General features: G+C 65.2%; 19 protein-coding genes, 4 pseudogenes and 1 riboswitch. Of the genes and pseudogenes, 15 read left to right on the forward strand and 8 right to left on the reverse strand.

Going from position 1 to position 22,243, the window contains the following annotated elements:
- Positions 1 to 138 precede the first annotated feature (138 nt).
- From ACFQT0_RS09465 to ACFQT0_RS09485, 5 genes and pseudogenes are all read left to right on the forward strand, one after another.
- Complete coding sequence (locus tag ACFQT0_RS09465; RefSeq protein ID WP_380202235.1) at positions 139 to 540, forward strand: hypothetical protein; 402 nt, start codon at positions 139 to 141, stop codon at positions 538 to 540.
- Between the two features lie 228 nt (positions 541 to 768).
- Positions 769 to 2,481: an efflux RND transporter permease subunit gene (locus tag ACFQT0_RS09470; RefSeq protein WP_380202237.1), complete on the forward strand. Its 1,713-nt coding sequence runs from the start codon at positions 769 to 771 to the stop codon at positions 2,479 to 2,481.
- Positions 2,478 to 3,883, forward strand: a pseudogene (locus ACFQT0_RS09475) (efflux RND transporter permease subunit). The gene ACFQT0_RS09470 and the pseudogene ACFQT0_RS09475 overlap by 4 nt, the downstream one beginning before the upstream one ends.
- Positions 3,810 to 4,703: a TolC family protein gene (locus ACFQT0_RS09480; protein ID WP_380202239.1), complete on the forward strand. Its 894-nt coding sequence runs from the start codon at positions 3,810 to 3,812 to the stop codon at positions 4,701 to 4,703. Before ACFQT0_RS09475 ends, ACFQT0_RS09480 begins: the two are co-directional and overlap by 74 nt.
- Positions 4,637 to 5,143 carry a TolC family protein gene (locus ACFQT0_RS09485; RefSeq protein WP_380202241.1) on the forward strand — a complete coding sequence of 169 codons (507 nt, stop codon included), beginning with the start codon at positions 4,637 to 4,639 and terminating at the stop codon, positions 5,141 to 5,143. The genes ACFQT0_RS09480 and ACFQT0_RS09485 overlap by 67 nt, the downstream gene beginning before the upstream one ends.
- A gap of 81 nt (positions 5,144 to 5,224) precedes the next feature.
- On the opposite strand, the gene ACFQT0_RS09490 is transcribed toward ACFQT0_RS09485, so the two are convergent.
- Complete coding sequence (locus ACFQT0_RS09490) at positions 5,225 to 5,551, reverse strand: hypothetical protein (protein WP_380202243.1); 327 nt, start codon at positions 5,549 to 5,551, stop codon at positions 5,225 to 5,227.
- Here ACFQT0_RS09490 and ACFQT0_RS09495 point away from each other — a divergent pair.
- The 4 genes and pseudogenes from ACFQT0_RS09495 to ACFQT0_RS09510 all read left to right on the forward strand — a co-directional run.
- A pseudogene (locus ACFQT0_RS09495) lies at positions 5,490 to 5,720 on the forward strand (efflux RND transporter periplasmic adaptor subunit); the annotation flags it as partial. The gene ACFQT0_RS09490 and the pseudogene ACFQT0_RS09495 overlap by 62 nt on opposite strands.
- Positions 5,721 to 5,856: 136 nt before the next feature.
- Entirely contained in the window at positions 5,857 to 6,468 is a 612-nt protein-coding gene (locus tag ACFQT0_RS09500) for an efflux RND transporter periplasmic adaptor subunit (protein WP_380205962.1), read from the forward strand.
- A gap of 359 nt (positions 6,469 to 6,827) precedes the next feature.
- Positions 6,828 to 6,903: riboswitch (Fluoride riboswitch) on the forward strand.
- A 56-nt stretch (positions 6,904 to 6,959) separates the two neighbouring features.
- Entirely contained in the window at positions 6,960 to 7,214 is a 255-nt protein-coding gene (locus tag ACFQT0_RS09505; RefSeq protein ID WP_380202245.1) for a hypothetical protein, read from the forward strand.
- The gene (locus ACFQT0_RS09510; RefSeq protein WP_380202247.1) at positions 7,211 to 8,266 is read left to right on the forward strand and encodes a chloride channel protein; all 1,056 of its coding nucleotides are present in this window, start codon (positions 7,211 to 7,213) and stop codon (positions 8,264 to 8,266) included. Before ACFQT0_RS09505 ends, ACFQT0_RS09510 begins: the two co-directional genes overlap by 4 nt.
- Positions 8,267 to 8,459: 193 nt before the next feature.
- Here ACFQT0_RS09510 and ACFQT0_RS09515 read toward each other — a convergent pair whose 3' ends face one another.
- From ACFQT0_RS09515 to ACFQT0_RS09535, 5 genes and pseudogenes are all read right to left on the reverse strand, one after another.
- Entirely contained in the window at positions 8,460 to 9,254 is a 795-nt protein-coding gene (locus ACFQT0_RS09515; protein ID WP_380202249.1) for a universal stress protein, read from the reverse strand.
- 76 nt (positions 9,255 to 9,330) lie between these two features.
- A pseudogene (locus tag ACFQT0_RS09520) lies at positions 9,331 to 10,955 on the reverse strand (oleate hydratase).
- 23 nt (positions 10,956 to 10,978) lie between these two features.
- Entirely contained in the window at positions 10,979 to 12,427 is a 1,449-nt protein-coding gene (locus tag ACFQT0_RS09525) for a BON domain-containing protein (protein ID WP_380202251.1), read from the reverse strand.
- Between the two features lie 237 nt (positions 12,428 to 12,664).
- Positions 12,665 to 13,288 (reverse strand): GAF domain-containing protein, encoded by a 624-nt coding sequence (locus ACFQT0_RS09530; RefSeq protein ID WP_380202253.1) that lies wholly within the window; start codon positions 13,286 to 13,288, stop codon positions 12,665 to 12,667.
- 464 nt (positions 13,289 to 13,752) lie between these two features.
- Positions 13,753 to 14,511: a DNA/RNA non-specific endonuclease gene (locus ACFQT0_RS09535; RefSeq protein WP_380202255.1), complete on the reverse strand. Its 759-nt coding sequence runs from the start codon at positions 14,509 to 14,511 to the stop codon at positions 13,753 to 13,755.
- A 315-nt stretch (positions 14,512 to 14,826) separates the two neighbouring features.
- Here ACFQT0_RS09535 and ACFQT0_RS09540 point away from each other — a divergent pair, with 315 nt between their 5' ends.
- The 6 genes from ACFQT0_RS09540 to ACFQT0_RS09565 all read left to right on the forward strand — a co-directional run bounded on the left by ACFQT0_RS09540 (position 14,827) and on the right by ACFQT0_RS09565 (position 18,175).
- Positions 14,827 to 15,015 (forward strand): hypothetical protein, encoded by a 189-nt coding sequence (locus tag ACFQT0_RS09540; protein WP_380202257.1) that lies wholly within the window; start codon positions 14,827 to 14,829, stop codon positions 15,013 to 15,015.
- Positions 15,012 to 15,443 (forward strand): OmpA family protein, encoded by a 432-nt coding sequence (locus tag ACFQT0_RS09545; RefSeq protein WP_380202259.1) that lies wholly within the window; start codon positions 15,012 to 15,014, stop codon positions 15,441 to 15,443. Before ACFQT0_RS09540 ends, ACFQT0_RS09545 begins: the two co-directional genes overlap by 4 nt.
- Positions 15,444 to 16,120: 677 nt before the next feature.
- Entirely contained in the window at positions 16,121 to 16,615 is a 495-nt protein-coding gene (locus tag ACFQT0_RS09550) for a tetratricopeptide repeat protein (protein ID WP_380202261.1), read from the forward strand.
- A complete protein-coding gene (locus tag ACFQT0_RS09555; protein WP_380202263.1) occupies positions 16,615 to 17,769 on the forward strand; it encodes a hypothetical protein in 1,155 nt (384 codons plus the stop codon). Before ACFQT0_RS09550 ends, ACFQT0_RS09555 begins: the two co-directional genes overlap by 1 nt.
- Positions 17,757 to 17,885, forward strand: coding sequence for a hypothetical protein (locus ACFQT0_RS09560; protein WP_380202265.1), 129 nt, complete (start codon positions 17,757 to 17,759; stop codon positions 17,883 to 17,885). The genes ACFQT0_RS09555 and ACFQT0_RS09560 overlap by 13 nt, the downstream gene beginning before the upstream one ends.
- Positions 17,882 to 18,175, forward strand: a complete 294-nt coding sequence (locus ACFQT0_RS09565) for a sensor histidine kinase (protein WP_380202267.1) — start codon at positions 17,882 to 17,884, stop codon at positions 18,173 to 18,175. The genes ACFQT0_RS09560 and ACFQT0_RS09565 overlap by 4 nt, the downstream gene beginning before the upstream one ends.
- 182 nt (positions 18,176 to 18,357) lie before the next feature.
- On the opposite strand, the pseudogene ACFQT0_RS09570 reads toward ACFQT0_RS09565, so the two are convergent.
- Both ACFQT0_RS09570 and ACFQT0_RS09575 read right to left on the reverse strand, forming a co-directional pair.
- Positions 18,358 to 20,518, reverse strand: a pseudogene (locus ACFQT0_RS09570) (glycoside hydrolase family 97 protein).
- A 205-nt stretch (positions 20,519 to 20,723) separates the two neighbouring features.
- Entirely contained in the window at positions 20,724 to 22,175 is a 1,452-nt protein-coding gene (locus ACFQT0_RS09575; protein WP_380202269.1) for a TolC family protein, read from the reverse strand.
- Positions 22,176 to 22,243: the final 68 nt, after the last annotated feature.

The raw sequence follows: 22,243 nt of genomic DNA on the forward strand, positions 1-22,243 counted from the left end.
CCCCTTTTTTATTGTTAATGGGGCGTCTCAGGAATTGGACCGTGCCTTCGATTTGCTGGTTTGCCGACATTGTTTAGCGGTATTTCCTGCCAATTTCTAACGGCTTAAGTAGTGTGCCGACCTATCTTTGCAGCTCGTATGAAACCAGTAATAGCCTTGTTCATGAGCCTTATCATGTTCGTTGGCGGCCTGATGCCGCAGAACGACGTGGAAGAATTGAGCAAGTTGCCGGAGCTGTTTCAGCACTACCAGTACCACCGCTCGGCGCCGGGCGGCTCTCTGTCCCTGGCTCAATTTCTGAGCTTGCACTACGGGGCCGGCCGGGCTGCCGCCTACCGGTGCCAGCCCGCGCCCGAGCACGAGAAGCTGCCATTCCACGGCCATCACCAAAGCCCAAACCTGGAGTATGTGGTGCCGGCCACCCAGCCGGTGGTGCACCAGCGCGCCCCGCAGTGGCGGACTCCCGCGTATCGGCGGGCCGCGGCGCTGCCGTATTCGTTTGCGTTTTGCGCCGGCTTACTGCAGCCGCCTCGAGCCTAATCCCAGTGCGCCCCCGGGAATAGTCCGCCGGGCCCATTCCGGGCCCGGCGTCTCGCGCACCGCCAGCCAACGTCCTTTTTGAACGTGGCCGGCAACCCGGGCATCCTCTTTCGGTTTGGGCATTGCCTTCTCGCTGGCCAGTGGCCGGACGGGCTTGTTTTCTTATTGCGGCCCCGGCGCCGGTCTGTCTAACAGCCGGATGCCACTCCGGGCACAACCTTATACTTTATGCTTTCAAGGATTATTGCGGCCAGCATCCGCAACAAGCTTTTTGTGGTTTTGCTGGTGGCCGGCATCATGGCCTGGGGTGGCTACTCGGCCTTGCACCTGCCGCTCGATGCCATCCCCGACATCACCAACAACCAGGTGCAGGTCATCACCCAGTCGCCGGCGCTGGCGGCCCAGGAGGTGGAGCAGGCTGCTCACCGTTCCGCTCGAGCCTGCAGCTGCGCACGGTGCCCGGCGTGCAGGAAATCCGCTCGAGCTCGCGGGTGGGCTTGTCGGTCATCACCGTGGTGTTCGGCGACGACATCGACACCTACCGCACCCGGCAGGCTGGTGGCCGAAAAGCTGAAAGCGGCCGAGGGCAGCCTCAGCGCCGACATGGGCCGGCCCGAAATGGCGCCCATCACCACGGGCCTGGGCGAAATCTTCCAGTACTCGCTGCGCGTGGCCCCGGGCTACGAAAAGAAGTTCTCGCTGGCCCAGCTGCGCGAGGTGCAGGACTGGATAGTGAAGCGGCAGCTGGCCAGCGTGCCCGGCGTGGTGGACGTGAGCAGCTTCGGGGGCATGGTGCGCCAGTACGAGGTGAGCGTGCTGCCCGACCGGCTCAACGCCGCCGGCGTGTCGCTGCCCGAGCTTTTCCGGGCCCTGCAGCTCAACAACGCCAACACCGGCGGCTCCTACCTCGAGCGCGGGCCCAACGCCTACTTCATCCGGGGCGAAGGGCGGGTGAATACGCTGCAGGACATCGGCAACATTGTGGTGAAGCAGGCCGGCAGCACGCCGCTGCTGGTGCGCGACGTGGCCGACGTGCGCTTCGGGCACGCCGTGCGCTACGGCGCCATGACGCGCAACGGCAAGGGCGAAACCGCCGGCGGCATTGTGCTCATGCTCAAGGGCGCCAGCTCGCAGCAAACCATTCAGGGCGTGAAGGCGCAGGTGGCCGTTATCGACAAAATGCTGCCGCCGGGCCTGAGCATTGAGCCGTTTCTGGACCGCACCAAGCTCATCGACAAAGCCATTCACACCGTGAGCACCAACCTCGTCGAGGGTGGCGTCATCGTAATTCTGGTGCTGCTGCTGCTGCTCGGCAACCTGCGGGCCGGCCTGGTGGTGGCCAGCATGATTCCGCTGTGCATGCTGTTTGCCCTGGGCATGATGCGCACCTTCGACGTGTCGGCCAACCTGATGAGCCTCGGGGCGCTGGACTTCGGCCTCATCGTGGACGGCGCCGTGATTATCGTGGAAGCCATGATTTTCCAGCTCGTGCACCACCGCGCGCAGTCGGAGCAGCAGACCATGGACCAGGTGGCCGAAACCGCTGCCACCCGCATGATGCGCTCGGCGCTGTTCGGGCAGCTCATCATCCTCATCGTGTACTTTCCCATTCTGGCGCTCACGGGCATCGAGGGCAAGATGTTCCGGCCCATGGCCCTCACGGTGAGCTTTGCCATCATCGGGGCCATGCTGCTGTCCTTGACCTACGTGCCGGCCGTGTCGGCGTGGGCGCTGCGCCGTGACATCAAGGAAGAAGGCACGCTGGCCGACCGCCTGATGAAGTTTTTACCGCGGCTACCGGCCGCTTATTCACGGGGCGCTGCGGCTGCGGCTGGCGGTGGTGGGCGCGGCCCTGGGCCTGCTGGGGCTGGCCGTGGTGGTTTTTCTGGGCATGGGCGGCGAGTTTGTGCCCCAGGCTCGACGAGGGCGACTTCGCCGTGAACGTGGCCCTGAAGCCCGGCAGCTCCCTGAGCCAGAGCATTGCCACCACCACCAAGGTGCAGCAGGTGCTGCTCCAAAAATTCCCGGAAGTAGAGCAGGTGGTGGGCAAAATCGGCACCTCGGAGATTCCCACAGACCCCATGGCCCTGGAAGATTCCGACCAGATTGTGGTGCTCAAGGACCAGAAGGAGTGGACCTCGGCCGGCACCCGCGAGGAGCTGGCCGACAAGATGCAGCAGGCGCTGGTGGGCATTCCGGGCATCACCGTGGAGTTTCAGCAGCCCATTCAGATGCGCTTCAACGAGCTCATCAGCGGGGTGAAGTCCGACATCAGCATCAAGATTTACGGCGACGACCTGGGCATTCTGTATGAAAAAGCCAACCAGGTGGCCGCGCTCATCCGGCCCCTGGCCGGGGTGGGCGACCTGAAGGTAGAGCAGGTGGTGGGCCTGCCGCAGCTGCGCGTGACCTACGACCGCCAGAAGCTGGCCCGCTACGGCCTGAACGTGGCCGATCTGAACACGCTGCTGCGCGCCTCCTTCGCTGGCGACGTAGCCGGGCAGGTGTACGAAGGCGAGCGGCGGTTCGACCTGGTGCTGCGCCTCGACTCCACGCAGCGCCGCGGCCTCACCGACCTCAGCAGCCTGTACGTGGACCTGCCCGGCGGCCAAAAATCCCGCTGGGCGAGGTGGCCACCGTGGCCTTCCGCAACGCCCCGGCGCAGGTGTCGCGCGACAATGCCCGCCGCCGCATCAACATTGGCGTGAACGTGCGCAATCGCGACGTGGAAAGCCTGGTCGACGACATTCAGCTCAAGCTTAAAGAAAAGCTGCAGCTGCCCACGGGCTACTCCATTGCCTACGGCGGCCAGTTTGAGAACCTGCAGCAGGCCAAGGCGCGGCTGCAGGTGGCCGTGCCGGTGGCCCTGCTGCTCATCTTTCTGCTGCTTTACTTTTCCTTCCAATCGGTGAAGCAGGCGGCGCTCATTTTTACGGGCATCCCGCTGGCGGCCATCGGCGGCATTATGGCCTTGTGGCTGCGCGGCATGCCGTTCAGCATCTCGGCGGGCGTGGGCTTCATTGCCTTGTTCGGGGTGGCGGTGCTCAACGGCATCGTACTGATTGCCAGTGTCAACGAGTTTGCCCGGGCCGGCGTGGTTTCGGTGCACAAGCGGGTGCTGCGGGCCACGGCCGAGCGGTTCCGGCCGGTGCTGCTCACGGCGGCGGTGGCCTCGCTGGGCTTTCTGCCCATGGCCCTCTCCAACATGGCCGGCGCCGAGGTGCAGAAACCCTGGCCACGGTGGTCATCGGGGGCTGATTTCGGCCACTTTGCTCACGCTGGTGGTGCTGCCGGTGCTCTACACCCTCTTCACCCGCGACGGCGAGCCCAGCCCCACCGATGAGGACGCCCAGCCCGAGTTGCAGCCGGTTGAGCCGGAGCCCCGGCTGGTCAGCCCCGGCCGCCTCGCGGGTCTGCTGCTCTTGGCCCTGGCTCTTACCGGATTGAGCCAGTCGGCCCGGGCGCAAGCCGTGCCCGCCAACCCACAGCCCGGCCTTCCGGGCGCCCCGCTCACCCTGGCCCAGGCCCTGCAAACGGGCCTGCAGCAAAGCCTGCTCGTGCAAAGCTCCACGCTGGAAGTGCAGCGCCAGCGCGCCCTGAGCCGCACCGGCTACGACGTGCCCCGCACGCTGGTCGATGTGCAGTACGGCCAAATCCAGGGCCCTTTCAACGACCGCAGCATCAACGTGATTCAGCAGACCTCGCTGCCGAGCGTGTACGCGGCCCAGCGCAAGCTTTTGGAGGGCCAGACCCTCACGGCCGAACAGCGGGTGCGACTGCAGCGCCGGTTGCTCACGCAGGACATCAGCGGGGCCTACTACCGCCTGCTCACCGACTACCGGCGCCTGCGCCTGCTGCGGCGGCAGGACAGCCTGTACCGCCGGGCCGCCCGCGCCGCCAGCATCCGCTACCGCACCGGCGAAACCAACCGCCTCGAGCAGGTGTCGGCCGCAGCCCGGGCCCAGGAGCTGCAAAACCGCCTGGCCACGCTCCAGACCCAGCTGCTGGTGCAGCGCCAGCAGCCTGGGCACGCTGCTCAACACCGGCGCCGCCATCAGCATCGACACCACGGCTCAGCCTGCTGGCCCCACTGGCTGTGGGCGATACAGCGGGCATTAGCGCCGCCACCAACCCCACGCTGGCCGTGCTGCAGCAGGAGCTGACGGTAAGCCAGCAACAAACCAAAGTGGAGCGCCTGCGCCGCCTGCCCGACATTCGGGCGGGCTATTTCAACCAGTCCATCAACCAGGAGGGCGGGTACCAGGTGGGGCAGCTGGGGCTGTCGCTGCCGCTGCTGGGCGGGGCACAGAAAAACCGCGTGGCCGCCGCCCGCATCGGCGAGCAGGTGGCCACGGCGCAGCTCACTTACGCCACGGCCCAGCCTGCAGGGCCAACTGCGTGGGCTGCGCCTGCAGCTGGCCCGCGCCCGCGCCTCGCTCACCTACTACGAGAAAACGGCTCTGCCCCAGGCCCGCCTCATGCTCGTCACCGCCGAAAAAAGCTTCCGGGCCGGCGACATCGACTACGTGACGTACGTGGTGAACACCGAGCCCGCGTGGCAAATCCAGGCTGCTTATCTCGACCAGGCCGGCCAATACAATGAGTTCGTCGTTGCGCTGCAGGCCCTTGCCGGCACCGATGACCAATAGCCCTTTCGGGCCTCTCCATTTCAGCTTTTCATGCGCTATTCTTCCTTGTTTTCGTTTCTTCCGCTCGCCTCGCGCGAGTCGTCTGTTGTTCCCGGCTCCGCGCGTAGGAGTTGGTCGGTGCTGGTGGTTTTGCTGCTGAGTGCCGGTGGCCTGCCCGCGTGCCAGAGCAAAAATGAGCCGGCCAAAGAGGCCGCGCCGGTGGCCGCTTCCGCCCCCGCGGCCCACGCAGGCGAGGTCACCATCAGCCCGGCCCAATACACCGCCGCGGGCATCGAGACGGGTGGCTTCACCCTCAAAAACATGACCTCCGACGTGCAGGCCAACGGCGTGGTGGACGTGCCCCCGCAAAACCACGTGTCCATCAGCGCGGTGCTGGGCGGCTACGTGCAGCAGGTGAAGGTGCTGCAGGGCCAGTTTGTGCGCAAAGGCACTGTGGTGGCCGTGCTGCGCCACCCCGACTACCTCAAGCTGCAGCAGGAATACCTGCAGGCCCGCGCCCGCCTGCAGTTTCTGCGGCAGGACCTGCAGCGCCAGCAAACCCTCGACGCCGAAGACGTGGGCGCCAAGCGCAAGCTGCAGCAGGCCCAGGCCGAGTACCAGACCGAGCAGGCCACCGAGCGCTCCCTGGCCGGCCAGCCTGCGCCTGCTGGGCCTCTCGCCCGAGCGCCTGCGGCCCAGTTCGCTCACGCCCAGCGTGGCGCTCACCACGCCCATCAGCGGCTACGTCAAGTCCGTGAGCATCAACCCCGGGCAGTTTGTGAACCCCCAGGACGTGCTGGTGGAAGTAGTAGACCGCACCGGCCTGCACCTGGAGCTGAAGGTGTTCGAGAAAGACATTGCCCGGGTGCAGAAGGGCCAGCGCGTGCTCTTCAAAATCCCGAACAGCGGCGTAGCCCAGGAGCAGGAAGCCGAGGTATTCCTGGTGGGCCAGGCCTTCGACGACGATGCCCGCACGGTGCGCGTGCACGCCCACTTGCACAAGCCCTCGGGTATGCTGCCCGGCCAGTACGTGGCCGCCCACATCCAGACGGCCGGAGCCCGGCACCGCACCCTGCCCGAAGAAGCCGTGATTCAGGCCGGAGAGGTGAGCTACATCTTCGCCCGGCAGGGCAGGGGCGCCAGCGGCTACCGCTTCCGCCGCTACAAAGTGCAGACCGGCCCGGCCCAGGATGGCGACGTGACCATCACCCCGCTCGAGGCCCTGCCCGATACCACGCAACTGGTGCGGCGCGGCGCCTATTTCCTGGAAGCCGAGCTCAGCAAAGGCCAGGACGAGTAGCTGTCGGCGTTTGGGAAGCTACTTGGTTTAGCTCAATTAATCGGATTCAAGGTCCGTGTATTCGATTGGCCTCACCCCCGCCTATCTCCGGGGTGAGGGGGCCGGAAGATTGTAGCGCGGACTCTGTAGTCCGCGTCCCCGGCGGAAACCCGAACGACACCCAAACGGCGCGGGGACGCGGACTACAGAGTCCGCGCTACACTCGTTTGGCTCCCCTCTCTTTTGGAGAGGGGCCGGGGGTGAGGTTCCGGCCGGGGGTGAGGCGTAACCAGTACACCGACTTTGAAGCTGCTCTAAGCAGGGCCAAGCCCGACAACAACCCCAATTGCGCAGCCGAACAATAAGCGCCTACTTTTGCTCCCGCAACTGGTGATGGGGTACCACCACGAACCGCCGGGGCCTCCGGGCCCATGAGCTGATGACTCCTACTTACACCATGGCCGCCCGCCACCGTGGGGCGGCCGTATGTTCGGTCATTCACTGCGCTGCTCATGGCATTTGGCTCTTCTGGTTTTGGTCGTCGTTTCGAGGTGCTGGGGCAGGCGCCGTACCTGGTTTTTCTGCTTCGCTGGCTGCTGATTTGCGCGGTGGTGGGCGTGCTGGTCGGGTCGGCGTCGGCGTTTTTTCTGCTGTCGCTTGATTGGGTGACGGACTGGCGTGAAAGTCACGCCTGGGTTATCTGGCTGCTGCCGGTGGGGGCTTCATCATCGGGGCCAGCTACCATTACCTGGGCCAGAGCGTGGTGAAAGGCAACAACTTGCTCATCGACGAAATCCACAACCCGCGCACCACCATTCCGCTGCGCATGGCGCCGCTGGTGCTGTTTGGCACGCTGGCCACGCACTTGTTTGGGGGCTCAGCAGGCCGCGAGGGCACGGCCGTGCAAATGGGCGGCGCGCTGGCCGACCAGCTCACGCGCCTTCTGGGGCTGCGGCCCCGCGACCGTAAGATTCTGCTCATTGCGGGCATCAGCGCCGGATTTGCGTCGGTGTTTGGCACGCCGCTGGCCGGGGCGGTTTTTGGGCTCGAAGTATTTCTGATTGGCTCAATTCGCTACGACGCCATTGTGCCGAGCTTCCTGGCGGCCGTCGCGGCCGACCTTGTGACCAAGGCCTGGGGCGTGGGCCACACGGCTTACCCGCAGCTGGAGGTGCCGCCCATCTCGCCGGGCGGGCTGCTGCTCACGGTAGGCTGCGGCATTTTGTTTGGGCTCACGGCCCGCGGCTTTGCCACGCTCACGCACCAGGTCGGGCACGTTTTCAAGCGCATTGCCTATCCGCCGATGCGGCCCGTGGTGGGCGGCGTGCTGGTGGCGCTGGCCGTGGCCGCGCTGGGCACCACTAAGTACATTGGGCTGGGCATCCCCACCATTGTGGCGGCATTTCAGGCTCCGCTGCCGCCGCAGGATTTTCTGCTCAAGCTGCTGCTTACGGCCCTCACGCTGGGCTGCGGCTTCAAGGGCGGGGAGGTCACGCCGCTGTTCTTTATCGGGGCGGCGCTGGGCTCGGCGCTGGCGCTGGTGGTGCCGCTGCCGGTGGCGCTGCTGGCAGCCATGGGCTTCGTGGCGGTATTCGCGGGCGCGGCCAATACCCCGCTGGCCTGCACCTTCATGGGGCTGGAGCTCTTTGGGGCCCACGCGGGCGTGTACCTGGGGCTGGCGTGCGCCGCGGCCTACCTGTTTTCGGGCCACACCGGCATTTATTCAGCTCAGGTTATCGGGCACGCCAAGCACCTGCGCTTTGGACGAGAGCAGGGCCGGCAGCTGGGCGAAATCCCGGAGCACCGCAAAAAAGGGTAAGAGCGGGTTTGGTTTTTTTGGTTTTTGGACTGAGGTAGAGACGCAATATTTTGCGTCTCTTCGTTGAACGACACCCACGCGGTGCACACGACGAGACGCAAAATGTTGCGTCTCTACTTCGTTCTAGCTTTCCAGCTCAACTTTTAAGGAGTTGTTTTTTTCAGCCCAACCCGCGCTCGCCGAGGTGGGGCGGCTAGTCCAGCGAGGGCAGGAGCAGGACCGGAATCAGGCTTTCGTTTATGACCCGGGTCGTCACGCTATTGCTGGCAAACAGGCTGCCGAGCCGCCGGTGGTGGCGCACGATGAGCACCAGCAGGTCGGCGTCGAGCTCGGCCGCGCCCTGCAGGATGCCCTCGGCTACGTCGGCCTGATGCACGATTTTGCGGGGGCTGCCTTCGGGCACGTGCACCAGGCCGCTGTGGCACACCGAGAACTGGGCGCGGTGCCCAATCACGGCGTCCGGGTTGGTCTCGTCGGTGACGTGCACGACGGTGAGCCGGGCGGGCAGGCGCTCGAGCAGCTGCCGCACAATGCCGTGATGGTGGTCAACGTGGAAATCCCGGCCATCCACGGCCAGGGCCAGCCGGCGCGGCAGAACGTTGCCCCAGCCCGCCGTGGGCACCAGCAGCAGGGGATAAGGCGCAACGCGCAGCAGGTTTAGGGCCGCGGCGCTCACGGCTTCCTCCAGCTCGTCGGTCGGGTCGGGGCGCGCCATTATCATCAGTTCCGGCTCCTGCTGGCGTATGAGCTCGGCCGCGGCCCCCGTGAGAAATGTTTCGGCTACCTGCACCTGCGTGGGCAGGGCCGGCGCAGCCTGGCGGCGCGACGAAGCCCAGGAGTGAGCGGCAGCGGACGAAAGGAATTCGTCGTGGTTGGCGTGCACGCGCACCACGTGGGCCTGCAGCGGCGCGGCCAGTTCGGTGGCGTAGGCCAGGGCGCGGTCGGGCGCGGTCAGGGTGTCGGTAAGTACAACAATGGCAGGAGTCATAAGCAGGAGGAAAAGGAGAGGTGAAAAGTGTTGGAATAGCCGGGGCGGTTGCTGGTAAGGTGGGGCAGGAGGGGGCTCAACGGTTCAGGGCTTTCATGGCGTGGTAGAGCACCTTCACGTCGTGCTGGCCTTTGTAGACGGGCGGCGGCGCTTTGTCGAGCTTTAGCAGCTCGTACACCGCCATCTGGGCCGAGCGCACGGAGTATTCGATGGTGAACACCACGTCGTCGGGGATTTCGGTGAACTGGCCCAGGAAGGCGAAATTGGTCGAGCCCTTGGGCACCACCGCCGGCCGGTCGCCGGCCGTCCGGGTCAGAAACGGGCTGGTGATGAAAGGCAGCAGGCACGGAATGCAGTTGGCGGCGGCCACCAGCGCCGGCAGCTGCTCGGTGAAGTGCAGGTGGTGGAGTACTTCGGTCAGGATTTCCTCGCCCGTGCAGTCGCACATTTTCTTTTTCACGTAGTCGCCCACCCGGTCCGGAAACAGGCCGTAGCCCCAGAACACGGTCACGTCGGCGGGCTGATTGGGGAAGTGCGGCTGGTAGGGCAGCGCCACCGACAGCAGCCACTCGAGTCCACGAGCGAAACCAGGGCCCCGGTGCCGGCACTGTTGCCCGAGAAATTGGCCATCAAATCGAAAAACTGGGTGCCCTGGCAGGTGACCGTAAACGACTCCCAGGTGGACTCGTCGGGGCGGCCGTTGAAGACGTGGGGCCGGCCAAAGTCGGGGTACTTGCGGGCCACGGTTTTCCACAGGTTCCAGGCCCCGTCTACCCGGGTGGTGTTCACCGATGGGGCGGCCTTCATCGAGCCCAGCGTGGTGTTGGACGCCATCGAGCCGTTGGTCATCAGCACCAGGTCCTGGGGCTGCACGGTCTGGGTTTCGGGCAGCTGGTTGTGCAGGTAGCGAATGGCCACCACTGTTTTCGTTTCGGGGTTTGGCGCAAAGGTCAGGTCGGTTATCTGGCAGCCCATGTGGAACTGCACGCCCTGCTCCCGCAGCCAGGACATGATGGGCAGCACCACCGAGTCGAACTGGTTGAAGGGCGTGCGGTCGGTGCCGGCCAGCGTGCCGAGGCGCGGAAACTCGTGCACGAAGCGCAGCAGGTAGCGCTTGAACTCCACGAGGCTGTGCCAGGGCTGGAAGGAAAACATGGTGGCCCACATCAGCCAGAAGTTGGTCCGGAAAAAGCCGGGCTTGAACCACGTGTCGACGCGCTTGGTGCCCAGCTCGGGCTCGGGCGTGCCCATGAGCTCTACCAGCTCCAGGCGCTCGGGCTCGGTGAGGCCCAGCGAGGTTACGTCAAGAATGTAGCCCCCGCTGTTCACCAGGCGCGCCTGGGCGTACGTCTTTATCTGCCGGTCAAATTCGACGATGTCGTCGTAAGCTGACTTGCCTTTGCGCGTGAGCGAGGGAATGGTGGCCAGCACGTCGTAAGTGCAGAAGTAGCTGAAATTGAGCATGCGGCCCCCGCGCAGCACGTACCCCAGCTCGGGCTGCTCGGCCTGTCCGGCCGTGTCGAGGCTGCCGCCGGCCATGGGGGCTTCCTCATAGATGTGGATGTTGGCGCCCGGCACCTGCCCGTCGCGGATGAGAAACACCGCCGCGGCAAAGGAGGCGATGCCGCCACCCACAAGGTAAGCCCGAATGGAGCCGGGGGAGTAGGGGTTGGCATGAGGGAAATGCAGAAAGCAGGGCATGGGGCAGGAAGAAGGCCGGGCGGCTAGCGGGGTGCGGGCAGGTGCAGGTGGTTGTTCACGTCGAGGGCCCCGCAGGCGTAGGCTTCGGCGGCGGCCTGGCGGCGGTCCACCCAGGTGTCCACGGTGCCGGTGAGGCTGACGCGGCCGTTGCGCACGCTGATGTCAATGTCCTGGTCGTGCAGCCGCGCCGACCAGTAGAAGTGCGTGCGGATGCGCTGCTCGAGCTGGTCGTCGGGCGCGACGCGGCCCAGCGGCGCGGCCGAATGGCCGGCCTCCTCCACCGAGAGCTTCGGCGCCACGGGGTCGAGCACGGCGGCAAACAGCTGCACGAAGTTCACCACGTCCACCACGCCGCTCACGCCGCTGGCCACTTCTTCGGCCCGTTCCTGCTCGAAGTGCGAATCGACGGTGCCGCGCAGGCTGGCCCGGCCCTCGGTCACTTCCACCGAGAAATGAAAGCGGCTCAGGTAAGCGTCGTTGGTCAGGGCGGCTTGCACGCGCTCTCGGATGGAGGCATCGGGCGAGGGGTGCAGCACGCGCACCTGCAGCAGGTTGTGCACCACGCCCACGCCCACCACGTTGGCGGCGTCCTGCCCGGCCGCGTGCCGGGCGCGCAGGTTGCTCACGTCCCCGAGCAGCGTCACCACGCCGTCGCGCACGTGCACCTTCACGGCCTCGTCTTCCACGCGGGGGTCGAAGCGCAGCACGTCCCGGATGGCCTGGGCCACGTCGGCGTCGGCTTTGGGGGCAAACTTTTCCTGCCGCAGCTCTTTGTCCTGGGCCCAGTGGTCCACGTACAGGTTGTGGGCGTCGACGCGGGTGGCGCCGGCCACGTAGGCGGTGGCCACCACGTGGTCGTGCTCGGCGGCCGTGCCCACCATGCCCGACAGGTGCACCACGCCTTCGTGGGTGCGCACCTTCACCAGGGCACTTTTCACGCGGATGTCCCAGGCCAGAAACTCCTGTATCTGGGTGGTGATTTGCTGGTCGGTGTTTTTGGGGCCGGTCTGCCCCACGCGCAGGCGGTTGTTGAGCTCGCGCACGCCGGGCACGCTGCTCAGCACCTGCAGCACCAACTGCTCTTCGGCCCACGATTGCAGGGTGCCTTCCACCGTGATTTCGCCGTCGTGGGCGTGGCAGTGCACCGGGTAGCCGCAGGTGGCCGGGTCCTGCAGCAGGGCCAGCTCCACCCGGCGCTGGAGCTCGGCGTCGGGCAGGTCCGGGGTGTGAATGCTGATTTCGTTGATGACGCCGCGCACGCCGCGCACGGCCTTTGCCATGTCCTCGGCCCGCTCGCGGGACAGCAGGCTGTCGGTGAAGCCGGTGAGCTCCACAATGCCCTCGCGGCAGCTCACTTCGAGCAGGCGCGCGCTCACGCCCTTCTTGAGCTTGAATAAGCGCAGCACCGCCTCCCGGATGTCGGTGTCGGCCAGGCGTTCGTCCGCGGCCAGGATGGCAGTGTGCGTAGGCATGGGGCAGGAGGAAAAATGCGAGATAGGTATCGGGGCAAGCCGGTGGTTTTTCCCGTTTGCAAGCCGTTCGGGCACCGCAGCGCCCGCCCCAAAAGCGGGCGACAGGAATCAGCAAAGATTCCATTCCAGCGCCCATTTTTGCCCTGATATCTATCATGCCGGGCAGTGACTTTGGTCATGCCGCCCGGGCAGGAAACCTCAAGCACCGCGCCGGTGCCGCGGCCCGGGTTGGGCCCGCTACGCCACCAGCCGCACCAGGGCCGCGCTCATTTCCTGCTGGAGCGTGTCGGCGATGTGCGTGGCTTCTTCGTACTGCGAGACGCGGTAGGCCAGGGCGGCCTCCGTGTCGAGCGTTTCTTCCCACTTGGTGAGCTCGGCCAACGTGTTGATGCGCAGGAGCGAAGGCTCGATGCGCGCGTAAATGGCTTCCCAGAGCGCAGGGGCCACCGAGAGGTCTTCGGCCATGGCGGCGCGCAGCTCAAATACCTGCATCACCACGGCCGCCAGCGAGGCGAGCAAGGCCTCTTCATTGGCCGAAAAGGCGCGCGGCTGGCGGTCGATAACGCACAGCGTGCCAATGGCATAGCCGTCGGCGGTGCGCAGGGCGTGGCCCGCGTAGAACTGCAGGTTGAGGGCCCGCACCAGAAACGGGTCGGTGAGGGTGCAGGGCTGCTCCGTGAGGTTGGCAAAAACGGTGGTCTCGTCCTGCAGAATGGCCACCGAACACATGCTGATGTTGCGGGCCACCCGCTCGGCTTCGGGCAAGCCCACGTTGGCCGGGAAGCTGACCGAGTGCTCCTCCACCAGCGAAACCAGGGCTATGGGAACGTTAAATAGTTTGGCGGCGACGCGCACCACCATTAAATAAGGGCTCCCCCAGATTGCTCAATTGCTGGTAGCGCCCCAGGGCCTGCAAGCGGGCATCGTCGTCGGCTGGAATTAAATTATTCGGCAAACTCATAGAATAAAATCGGTATGACTACGAAGGTAAGCACCGTCGAGGCAACGCGCCGCCCATAGGAAGGCAGGTAGCGAGTAGGCCTGATGTGCCGCTCAAAAGGTGGGTGCGCCCCGTTGAGCTGACTCGCTGGAATGAGGTAGAGGCGCACTATTTTGCGTCTCGTCGTTGAACAACACGCATGCGGCGCCCACGACGAAACACAATACGTTGCGCCTCTACCTCGATTCAAAGGCCAGAAATTAACCCAAACGGCTTCTTAGGGTTTTATACTCCTCAGTTCGTCGGGCCGTTGTCGACGCGGGCCTCCACCACTTGCTGCACGGCCGGAGCCACTGCGGAGAGAATATCCAGCCCCGTGGCGGCCTCAATGGCGTCGACGCTGGTGCGGTACGTGTCCCAGCCTGGTGCTCAGGCTATTGTTGTTGGGCGTGTTCAGGGCAATGATGCGGGTGCCGTTGTTCACGCGGGCCGCGTCGTCGGCGCCGGCGGGCAGCACCACAATTACTTTCCAGCAGCGGGCCGGCACCGTTACGCGGCCCTCGTCGAGGGTGGTGGCGTAGCCGTTGGTGCCGGTGCCGCCGCGGCCGTAGCTCCCGGCCACGATGTAGAGCTCGTTGCCCTGGTTGGCAAGCGTGCGGCAGTATTCTTCCAGGCTGGCCCAGGTCTGCTGGTTGAGGCGCGGCGCCTGGGGCGTCATGTTGGTCATCAGGAACGTGGCCGAGTTGTCGGCCACGGTGCGGGTGCGGTCGGCCGAGGGGCAGAGGTGGCCGCGGTCGAAGCCCGAGCCGCTGTAGCTGCTGGCCGTTGCCTGGTACCAGCCGGCGGGCAGGGTGGCATCGGGGCGGAAATCGTCCTGGCGGGCGGCGGGGCCGCGCCAGTCGCTGCTCAGGCGCCAGCTCACCCAGTTTGGAATGCCGCGGTCGCGGTGGTAGCTCAGGGCGTATTGCGGCTTGCTGAGCAGGTAGTTGGTGGGTTGAGCCGCGTCGGCGGTGGCACCGCTGGGGTTGCCCAGGGTGAGGTGTTCGGAAAGAGAGGCGGGCTCAACCGTTTCGTTCTGGCAGGCGCCCAGCAGCAGAGAGAGGGCAAGCGCGGCGAAGCGCAAGGGCAGGAAGGTCTTGGTCATGATACTTAAATCTAGCCTTGCTACAGGCCCGGGTACGTGCAAGTTCCTGCCAGGAAACGGTTTCAGCAACATAGCTCAACGAACTTCTACCGCTCTGCTTATGCTAGCCCCTGTGCCTTAAAGGACTACCGACAACCCGGGCCGGAGATGAAAAGGCGGCCCGCGGCAAAGATTCCCGGCGGGTGGGCTGCCCGGCCAAAAGGGATACACAGCTCACCCCTGCAAAGCCGGGCAGCTGCCCGGTAGCTCAATCTAAAACATCGGGCGAGTTGAGCCGTAAACGGTAAAATCATAGTATTCACATTCTTCCTTCCCATGAACAAGCACCTCCTTTCCCTGATGGCAGCCGTAGCCTTGCTGGCCAGCTGCGAAACCAAGCACTCTGAAACCAAAGACCAGCTAGTAGAAGCCGGCCAGGACACCGCCGTGATGACGCGCGACGGCCGCACCGTAGGCGACGTGGCCAGCCGGCCGGCGCCGCCGTTGATAATACCTGGGACATGACCAAAGCCAAGCTGGCCGACGTGAAATACAAGGAAATCACCCAGACCGGCGTAACGGTGCGCGGCGACGACACCTACAACGTGTACAGCGTAGACGAAACGGTGCTGTTTGATACCGACAAGGCAACGATTAAGCCGGGCGCCGCCGCGGCCCTGGACCAGATTACCGCCTCCATTGGCCAGCGCTTCGGCAAAAGCCAGGTGCGCGTGATGGGCTTTGCCGATTCGCGCGGCTCCAAGGATTACAACAAAGAGCTCAGCGAGCAGCGGGCCGAAGCTGTGAAGAACTACCTGGTATCCAAGGGTAAAATCGACGCCGCCCGCGTGAGCGTGGAGCCCATGGGCGAGACCAATCCCACCGCTACCAACGCCACCGCCAGCGGCCGCCAGGAAAACCGCCGCGTAGAAATTGCAGTGCGCACGAAGTAGCAGCACGGTAATTTCCAGCCTTAAAAAGCCCCGGCCTCGCTCAGAGGTCGGGGCTTTTTTATGCGAAAGCAGCAAGCTCCTTCAGCTCAATTCGGCTCAATTTTCAGGGCTCCCACGTTGTCGAGGTCAGCCTGCTTAGCGGTGTTCAGCTCCTCGCGGGTATTTTGGGACGAAGGGTTCGGCATGGCCGGGGTAAACCAGTGGAGTAGGCGGGTGTGCTTTTGCTGGAATGTTCCAGCATCTGGCAGAAGCTAATCCGAAACAGCGGTTGCGAAAGTGGGGGAGGGCAAGGCAGCGGTTCGGTCCCTGTTTTTGGTCTGGAGTGGGTGGGGTTATGGGGCCGCACCACCCTGCGGATGGGTGCCAGAACTATGCAGAACAGGCAGTGCCATAAACCGGAACCGTGTTTGCCCCCAAGGGCGACTGTAGTTCGCCCACTGTATGGCGGGGCAATGATTTGACACGTCGGTAGTTATTTGCGATTTAATGAGTATATTACAAGTGTTGTCGCGTAGTGTCCGGCACGTGGGCTTCCCCGTTGGCAGCGGGGCGGGGTACGGCGGGCCAAACGCGGGAGCCAGGCTACCGTGGCTCGAGGCCAGGCACGGCACGCGAGCGGGGTAGTGGGGCCTTCCTGGACGGCCATTTTGCCGCCGCGAGTGCTTCTGCTTTTTGCGATGACAACGGTTTTCGTGCTTTTGCTTTGTTGCCTGGCTCCTGGGCCCGCGGGCACGGCCCGGCCACTTCCGGAGTCAGTGGCCCGCCTGCGCCGCCAGCTGGCAGCGGCCCCGCCCGATACCACCCGTGTGCTGCTGCTGTCGCAGCTGGCGTACGAACTTACCCAAACCGACCCGCTGGCCACCATTGCCTACGGCAAGCAGGCGCTGCAGCTGGCTCAGCGCCTGCGGTATCGGCGGGGCGAGGGCTGGGCCCTGGTGCGGCTGGGGTCGGGGTTTCGGGAAGCCGGCAACTACCCGGCCGCGCTGCAGGTGGGGCTGCGGGGCCTGCACGCCGCCGAGGCGCTGCACGACCCTGAGCTGCTGGGGCGGGCCCTCAACGCGCTGGGCTACCTCTACTGGGAACAGCACAACAGCCGCCCCGCGCTGGGCTATTTCTTCCGGGCCAAAGCCGTGGCCGAAAAAGCCGGAACACCAAGCTGCTCACCCGCGTGATGGGCAACATCGGCAACGCCTACCAGCAGCTCCACCTGCTGGATTCGGCCCTGATTTACCTCGAGAAAGGCTACGCCCTCGACCTGCAGGAGCACGACCTGACCAGCGAAGTAGGCGATGTGGCCATGCTGGGCAACGTGTACGCTGCCCTAGGCAACCCGCGCGTGGCCCAGGGCTACTACCGCCAGAGCATTCGGCGGGCCCAGGGCGGGGGCATCACCTTCGCGCTGTGCCGGGCCTACCTGGGGCAGGCGCGCTTGTTTCAGCGGCAGGGCCGGACCGATTCGGCGCTCTACTGCGCGGGGCAGGCCCTGGCCGCCGGGCAGCAGGGCGAGTACCCCAAAGGCATTCTCGAAGCCAGCCAGTTTTTGGCGGCGTCCCATGCGGCGCGGCGCGACACGGCCACGGCCTTCCGGTACCTGACCCTGGCCAGCGCCACCCGCGACACTTTGTTTGGACTCACCAAGATGGGCCAGGTGCAGATGCTGAGCCTGAACGAGCGGCTGCGCCAGCAGGAATTGGCCGAGCACGAGCGGCAGGCCGCCGCCCAGCGTCGCCAGCAGTGGCTGCTGGCCGCCCTGATTGGGGCCGTGCCGGTGCTGCTGCTGCTCTGGCGCAACATCCGCCTCAAGCAGCAGGCCAACCGGCAGCTCTTTGCCTGGAACGCCCGCATTGCCGCCAAGCGCGACGCCCTGCGCGCCGCCCTGGCCAGCCTGAAGTCGGCCCAGGACCAGCTCATGCGCCGCGAGAAGATGGCCTTTCTGGGCGAGCTCACCGCCGGCATTGCCCACGAGCCTGCAAAACCCACTCAACTTCGTGGCCAACTTCGCCGCCGTGAGCGCCGAGCTGTCGGCCGAGCTGCAGACGGAAGCGGCCCGGCCGGTGCTCGACCAGGAGGCGCTGCGGGCGCTGGCCACGGACCTGCAGCTCAACCAGGAAAAATCCGGGAGCACGGCCAGCGGGCCTCGTCCATCGTGAAGAGCATGCTCGAGCACTCCCGCCACGGCTCGGCCCAGCGGGCGCCCACCGACGTGAATGCGCTGGTGAAGGAGTCGCTGGCGCTGGCCTACCAGAACCTGTGCGCGTCGGACCCCGCCTTCCACGCCACCCTGCGCACCGAGCTCGACCCCGGCTGGGCCCCGTGGCCGTGGTAGCCCAGGACCTGGGCCGGGTGCTGCTCAACCTGTGCGCCAATGCCCTGTACGCCGTGCGCCAGCGCCAGCGCGAGGCCACGGCCGCCCACGAGCCCCCGGCTACGAGCCCACCGTGACGGTGTGCACCGGCCACCCAGCCGCCGGGCAGGCCGTGGAAATCCGGGTGCGCGACAACGGCACGGGCATTCCCAAGCAATTGCAAGCCAAAGTATTCCAGCCCTTCTTTACCACCAAGCCACCCGGCGAAGGCACCGGGCTGGGCCTCTCGTTGAGCTACGACATCGTGGCCCATTCGCACGGCGGCAACCTCACCGTCGTGTCGGAAGTAGGGCGGTTTACCGAATTCACGATTTGTCTGCCGGTTCCGGCGCCTGCGCCGCCAGTCGAGCCCCAGATGGTCGCCTAAGGTTTGGGCGTTGCCGGCGAGCAAAGGGGAGAAGCTTCAAAAGCATTTTGCCGGCTCTGCTCAAGAAGCTTGCGTGGCCGAAGCTTCTCAAGCTTCCAAAGAGACAAAGAACCTCCTAAAGCCAGTGGCATTGCCGACATTTCTTGAACTGCCGAAGAAGCGGGGTTGCCCGAAAGCGGCCCTTATTTCGCCTTGGGAGCTTCGAAAATACTGATGGCGTAGCCGCCGCCGGGCGCGCAATATTGAGCCAGCTTGGTCTTGCGTGTCACGTTCACTTTGCGGATGGTGTAGGCCTGCGGGTTCTTTTCGTAGTGGGCGTCCTTGGCGTCGGCGTAGATGGTGGCCACGTACTTTTTGCCGGGCTCCAGGAAGTCGAGCTTGATGTTGGAGGTGCGGCCCTGCTCATCACAGGTGCTACCGATAAACCGCCTGCTTTTGCCTTTGGCTTTGCGGGCCATGGTGATGTAGTCGCCGGGCTCGGCCTCGAGCACTTTCGTGTCGTCCCAGTCCACGGCCACGTCCTTGATAAACTGGAAGGCGTCGAGGTGCTGGTTGTAGTGTTCGGGCAGGTCGGCCGCCATCTGCAGGGGCGAGTACATGGTCACGTACAGCGCCATTTGCCGCACCAGGGTGCTGTGCACGAAGGAATTGTTTTTGGGGTTGAGGGCGCTGATTTTGGTCTGGAAGATGCCCGGCGTGTAGTCCATCGGGCCCCCAATGAGGCGGGTGAAGGGCAGGATGGTGGTGTGGTCGGCGTTGTTGCCGCCAAACGACTCGTACTCGGTGCCGCGGGCGGCTTCGTTGCCAATCAGGTTGGGGTAGGTGCGCGAGAGGCCAGTGGGGCGCACGGCCTCGTGGCCGTTCACCATAATTTTGTGTTCGGCGGCTTTCTCCAGCACGTAGTTGTAGTGGTTAATCAGCCACTGGTCGTAGTGGTGGTGGCCCAGCGGCACGATGTCGCCCACGTAGCCGGTTTTCACGGCGTTGTACCCGTACTTGTTCATGAACTGAAAGGCCGAATCCAGGTGCCGCTCGTAGTTGCGCACCGAGCCGCTGGTTTCGTGGTGCATGATGATTTTCACGTTCTTGCCGGCGGCGTATTGCTGCAGCTCGGGCACGTTGAAATCGGGGTAGGGCGTCACGAAGTCGAACACGTAGTCTTTGTGCTTGCCGAACCAGTCTTCCCAGCCCACGTTCCAGCCTTCCACCAGCACCGCGTCGAAGCCGTGCAGGGCGGCGAAATCGATGTACTCCTTCACGTGGGCCGTGTTGGCGGCGTGCGTGCCGTTGGGCTTCACCTGCTTGTAGTCGATGGAGTCGAGCTTGATGTTGTCCTGGTTGGTGTACGACCACGAGCCTGCGGCCCGTAATCATCTCCCACCACACGCCCACGTACTTCACCGGCTTTATCCAGGAGGTGTCCTTGAACTTGGTGGGCTCGTTGAGGTTGAGCACCAGCTTGGACTGCAGAATGTCGCCGGCCCGGTCGCTGACGATGACCGTGCGCCAGGGCGAGAGCGCCGGCGTCTGAATCAGGCCCTTGTCGCCTACGGCGTCGGGCGTGAGGTGCGATTCGAGCACGAAGGTCTTGTCGTCGAGCTCCAGGTGCATGCAGGAATAGTCTATCAGCGCCGCCTCGTGGATGTTGATGTAGAGCCCGTCCTGGCTTTTGAGCATGAGCGGGGTTTGCACGCCGGTGGGCGAGAACGTGGTCTGCGAGGCGTTGCCCGTCACGGCGGCTTTCATTTTGCCGCGCACCTCCGAGAGCTTCGACGTGACCGTGCTGTACTCCTGCGTGTCGTAGTCGCCGGGCAGCCAGAAGGCCTTGTGGTCGCCGGCCAGGGCAAACTGCGTGCGCTCTTCCTTGATGGTGAAGTAGTCGAGCTTGGGCTGGCGCGGAAACTCGTAGCGGAAGCCCAGGCCGTCGTCGAACACCCGGAAGCGCACCCGCACCGTGCGGTCGGTAGCGGCCTGCTTTAAGGTCACGGCCAGTTCGTTGTAGTGGTTGCGGATGGTTTTCACCTCGCCCCACACCGGCTGCCAGCTCTCGTCAAACTTGCGCTGCTTGCTGTCGGCCACGGCAAAGCCGCTGGTGAGCCCCGGCGCGTTTTTCAGCTCCAGCCCAAGCTTGCTGGTTTTGATGACGTCGCGGCCCTTAAAGGTGAGGCGGTAAGTGGGTACGCCATCATTCTGCAGTGAGAACGTGAGCGTGAGCTTGCCGTTGGGCGACTTGATTTCTTCGGCCTGGGCAACCTGCCACAGCAAGCAAAGGCAGAGCACGGTGAGGGTTTGGCCGGCTTTCTTCAAGGAAAAATAGCCGGCGGAAAAGCTGAGGACGGGCATGTGGCGGGTATCGGAGGTGGTGAGCTGATGATTGTTGTGGAAGAGCCCCGGCCACCCCAGCGAGGGCAAACGGGGCTCTTCAAACGCGCAGGCGCTTGCGGCCCCCTGGCGCATGGGCCGGCAAATTACCGGGTTGGAAATTAATCGCCGAGGTTTTGTTTCCGGGGGCGAGCGACTGAGGAAGCAGAAGGCAACGGGGACAAGCCTACTCCACGCCTCCGCCCGCTGCCCAACGGATGGTGGCCTGGGTCTGGGCATACTTGGCCTGCAGCTCGGCCAGCTTCACGCGGGCCGTCACCAGCGAGGCCTCGCGGGCATTGAGCAGAAACACCGAGCTTTCCCCGTTTTCGAAGCGAATCTGCTCGCCCCGGCGCAGGCGCTCGGCGTTGAGTACCACCTGCTCCTGCAGGCGCAGCTGCTCGCGCAGGGCTTCCCAGTCGTTGGCTACAGTGCGCACACCGGTCTCGATGGCGCGGGTGTCCTGCTGCAAATCCAGCTCGGTTTCGCGCTGCTTGAGGCGGTTGAGCTGCAGCTTGGCGCGCTCCTGGCGCAGCAGCAGGGGGTAGGCAAAGCTGGCGCCCAGCTTGTAGTTGTTCTGCAGGTAGGCACTGCCCAGGCTGGCTCCGGTTTCGGGGCTAAACGGGGCCCCGGCCTGCAGCAGGTTGTAGTCGAGGGTGAGCTTGGGCAGCAGCTTGTTGCCAAGCATGCGCCGCTCTACGCCCAGCTGGCTCAATTTGGCGCGGCTTTTCTGCAGGTCGGGGTGAAGCTGGCGGGCCCGCGCGGCCAGGGCCGCCAGCGAGTCGGCGGGCAGGGCCAGCCAGGCGCCGGGGCCGGGCAGCGGCTGCGGCCGCACGGCCGCGGGCAGCTCGCGGGGCTGTTGCTGCTCGTCCCAGAGGTAGTTGCTGAGCAGCAGGGTGGCGTTTTGCCACTGCACCTGGGCCTGCACCAGCGCGGCCTGGCGGTTTTGCAGCTCCGTGAGGGCTTCTACCGAGTCGATGGCGGCCAAGTCGCCGAGGCGCACCCGCTCCCGCACGGCCCGGAAGCGCACGTCGGCCAGGGCCACATTCTGGCGGAGCAGCTCGCGGCGCTGGTGGTGCAGGGCCCAGTCCCAGTAGTCTTTGGCGGCCTGCAGCACCAGCTTGTTGAGGGCCGCGCGGCGCTCGGCTTCGGCCAGGCCCTGCAGGGCCTGGGCCTGGCGCACGGCCGCCCGCCGCTCGTCCATCAGCAGCCCCTGGGCCAGCGGGACCGATATCCCCACGTAGCTCAACCCCGCGGGCGCCGTGTAGTTTTCGGGGTTCACGTAGGGCCCGGTACCGCGCTCAAAGCCCGCTTTCACATCGGCCCCGAACCAGAGTGGCACCCGCAGCTGGGTGTCCCAATCGTGGAAGTATTCCTTGCCGCCCAGGGTTTTGCCGTAATACTTGCTGCTGGCAGCGGGGTCGAACAAGCCGCGGGCAAAGCGCACTTCCTGCTGCGCCCGCTCGGGCAGCAGCGCCGCCTGCCGGGCCACGGGGTGCCGCTGCGTCACGTAGGTGAGCAGGTCGGCGAGGGAGAATTGCTGGCTGGTGTCGGCCGCACTGGTTTGCCCGGCCGGCACCGCAGCGGGGGCCGGCTTTGTGCGCGGCACCTGGGCCCGCGCCCCGAGGGAGCCGGCCAAAAGCAGCACAACCGCCAGTAGCCCAATTCTTAGGTTCGCTTTCATTTGGCGTCTTCCTCGTCGGCTTT

It is taken from the genome of Hymenobacter humi (genome assembly GCF_042665855.1).
GTDB lineage: Bacteria > Bacteroidota > Bacteroidia > Cytophagales > Hymenobacteraceae > Hymenobacter > Hymenobacter humi.